This is a genomic window from Neptunicoccus sediminis (genome assembly GCF_001719615.1).
In the GTDB taxonomy this organism is placed as follows: Bacteria; Pseudomonadota; Alphaproteobacteria; order Rhodobacterales; family Rhodobacteraceae; genus Amylibacter; species Amylibacter sediminis.
This window is the reverse complement of record NZ_MDVX01000032.1, coordinates 1-3,287: the sequence shown is the minus strand read 5'-3', so window position 1 is coordinate 3,287 and position 3,287 is coordinate 1. Positions and strand designations below refer to the sequence as shown.

3 protein-coding genes are annotated in these 3,287 nt (G+C 56.1%); 2 read left to right on the top strand and 1 reads right to left on the bottom strand.

The features are described 5' to 3' along the window. Positions 1–174: 174 nt before the first annotated feature. Positions 175–675 carry a L,D-transpeptidase gene (locus BFV97_RS17155; RefSeq protein WP_245667796.1) on the top strand — a complete coding sequence of 167 codons (501 nt, stop codon included), beginning with the start codon at positions 175–177 and terminating at the stop codon, positions 673–675. A 370-nt stretch (positions 676–1,045) separates the two neighbouring features. On the opposite strand, the gene BFV97_RS17145 is transcribed toward BFV97_RS17155, so the two are convergent. Then, a complete protein-coding gene (locus BFV97_RS17145; RefSeq protein WP_040652264.1) occupies positions 1,046–1,711 on the bottom strand; it encodes a L,D-transpeptidase in 666 nt (221 codons plus the stop codon). A gap of 279 nt (positions 1,712–1,990) precedes the next feature. On the opposite strand from BFV97_RS17145, the gene BFV97_RS17140 reads away from it, so the two are divergent. Further along, the gene (locus tag BFV97_RS17140) at positions 1,991–2,746 is read left to right on the top strand and encodes a hypothetical protein (protein WP_245667794.1); all 756 of its coding nucleotides are present in this window, start codon (positions 1,991–1,993) and stop codon (positions 2,744–2,746) included. The last annotated feature ends 541 nt before the right edge of the window (positions 2,747–3,287 follow it).

Sequence of the window (3,287 nt, the reverse complement as noted above, 5' to 3'; positions counted from 1 at the left end):
GGCTTTGTGAGTGGCAGCCTGTTGAAGCTCTAGGGGGTGTAGGTCTTAGAACCGGAAAAAATAACAAGACCAGAGGTTTCCTTGATGAGACGAGCGAACGACAGACCGTTCACACGCCGGACTGCACTCTTTGGTGCAGCAGCAAGTGGGTTGGTTCTCGCGACCAGCAGGGCCATGGCACAGACAAGCGAGGGTCTGGCGGCACCGGCAGTGCGGAGCAATATTTCCGGGTTCAGGGTTGCATCTTGGCAAGACCATTTCGACGATCTGAGAAACGGCGCAATCCTCTGCGACATCGACTCCCGCGCGGTCCAATTCTGGTCGGAAGACGAAAGCATCTACAAGCTCTACCCGTCCAGCGTTCCTTTGACAGAGGAGTTGACTAGGCGCGGATATACCACGGTGGTTCGCAAGGTAGATGGCCCGAGCTGGCGACCTACGCCGTCGATGAAGGAGCGCAATCCCGAATGGCCGGATTTCGTTGGCCCTGGCCCCGACAATCCCCTTGGAACACACGCCCTTTATCTGTCATGGCAGTACTACCGCGTTCACGGCACCGGTGACACGCGCAAGATCGGTCGACAATCGTCGAACGGCTGCATCGGTCTCTACAACGAACATATCGAAGAGTTGTTTGGATTGGCCGAGGTCGGTACTCAGGTTAAGTTGTTCTAAAGGCGGAAATTTTAAATATGCGAATTCATCTTGGCTTACTTCTCCCAGCAGCGTTTTTGTTGGGAGCGTGTTCCGCTTCTATTCCTGGCGGGCCCGACACTGCACAAAACAGACCACTGCCGGAGGCAGTCGTCGCTATGGCCGCAACGGGTCAGGATCTTCAGTCCGCGCGCCTTTTGCCGGAAGACGGCTGCTACTGGTATCTGCACAACGGTCCCGTGGAAGTTACCCTGGTGCCGCTCCGAACCCCTCGCGGAAATCCGATTTGTACCGCGCCGGCGGCCTAGCGGGGTTCAATAATCCGAAGTGCTCCCCGGCTAGGATAAACTCCCGTCACTTTCCCTGACCGATGGTGCTTTGGTACACGGCCTCAGCTTCCCGCAGTGACACTGTCCTCGGCCGAGTAGAGGAAAGCCGTCGAACCAATATCGACGTTGGGATAAAGCTCGTTTATGTGCGCCATGACCATTCTGACGCAGCCGGAACTTGCACGACCGCCAATGCTTCTCGGCTGTGGCGTACCGTGAATGCGGAGATAAGTGTCCCGGTCGCCGAGAAAGAGATAGAGAGCTCGCGACCCAAGCGCATTCTTAGGTCCGGGCTCCATACCGTCGGCGATATCAGCGTAGAGTTCTGGGTCGCGGTCGATCATGTTCTGCGTCGGCTGCCAATGCGGCCATCTGACTTTACGCTTGATCGTGTATGTACCTGGTTCGTACAGATCACCACGAGCAATGGCGACGCCATAGCGCATGGCAGTCCCGCCCTCCTCGATGTGATAAAGGTAGCGCGCAACCGCATCGACATGAATGTCACCCGGTGTCAGCCCGTCTTTCGCGGCCACCCGGGTCGGGAGAAACCGCGGATGTAAGCCCCAGGGGTTCGAGGTTGCCGGGTCAAAGCCGGGCGGCGTCACCTGTGCGTCCCAGGCAACCTTCTGCGATTCGGTCGGCCAGGTATTTGCCAGCACCGGGCTGGCAACCGGGGCAGAAAAGAGGGCGGCGGTGGTCATCACGAAATGTCGTCTAGTCAGCATACTATACTCTTCCAGCTTTGTCTGGCGAATGCCGTGACACGAGAAACGGCTTTTAATGTACCATAGAACCTCTACCAACTAGAGCTTCAAGGAGTTTCTTTTGACACAGATTGATTGCTCGGCTTCTACATCTTGTCGCGTGGTCGATGGCGATTATTCGAGCACTTAATGTAAAATACGACTGTAATTTACATAACCCTGCTTATGCGTGTAATATACTTAATGTTGCGATAGTATATTATTGAAGGTAAGGTGGTGTCCGACAGAGGGGCCCCTACCATGCGCTTTCAACTTAGACGACTTTCTCTATGCCTAACCGCTGTAACCGCTTTGGCAACCGGTGTGCTGCCGAGCATCACAAAGGCTCAAACCTACCCAATCGACTGCGCAATCCTCCTCTGTCTGTCCGGGGGGTGGCCCGCTTCCGTGCCTTGCAGCCGTGCCCGCGCCGAGTTTATCCGTCGCATCACGCCTTGGCCTGTGGAACCACCACTGCAAATCTGGCGCTGTCCCATGGGCGCATCTTATGAGCCCAAACGACATCCGAGCAATGTAGACCGAATCTTCGAAGCCTTGTTTCACGACGAGGACTATTCGCCCCGCCAATCGTTTCCAGGCGATGATGTTGCCGTCGAAGCAAGATCAAAAAATGCCGTTTGGCGCTCTCCAGAAACCGGAACGGACGGCAATCCGGCAGACTTCGTGCTTCGCCTTGTCCAAGATCGGGCGGACATCGATATCAGCGGTCCGGAGTTCAATTTTGTCCGATCCATCCGCGTCTTTGACGTTCGATATGCACGGCAACACGAGTCCGGGAGAGATGGCGACTGCAACCGCAGTGCAACAGTCGTCCTCGGAACTTACGGCACCCAAGGTGACTTCTCATGGCAAAGATCTTCCACAGCCGCCCTTCCGTCGGCCCACGTGGGCCTTGAACGCTGGGGGCAACATTGCCCGAGCATCTACCACCGGTCCGTTTTCGTCGATTGGCGCGACTACGAAGGCAATTACGGGTTCGAGCAGGTGAACTACTGAGCCTAAGTAATCGAGCTGTGCCCAGTGCAAACCTCTCGCAAGATCGCAAGCACATTCCTCGGCGGTCAATACCGTCTATGCGGGCTACGCTGCGACAAGTATCGCGGGATCGCGATCGTTAACCGCTGCCACGAGGTCAGAGTTTCGTCCAACGCTCAAAGTCAATTTCTCGCTTCTGCGCATGACTCAGGTCAGGCTGACATTTCGACACCCGCTTCGGACCGTTGACGTCCCACCGCACTGCGAGCGCGCCCGTATTCCATTGGTATACCCACCCGACAACACTGCGTTCATCCGTCCCGATCAAATTGGCAATCGCGACGCCTTCGACCTCATCTTCGTTCACTGTCTACTGACTTCCTGCACTGTGGCGCTGCGAAATGCGGCGTGGGGTTGCAGAGCGTTCACTACGACCGCGCGCCGGACTTCGTTGATTTTGGCTAATTGGTCCTCGATGAGGGAATGATCATCAGACCGGGGAAATAGGTTCCTGTTTTCTCAACAATTCATTGGCTTCAAATCCGGTGGTCGGGCTCCGTGG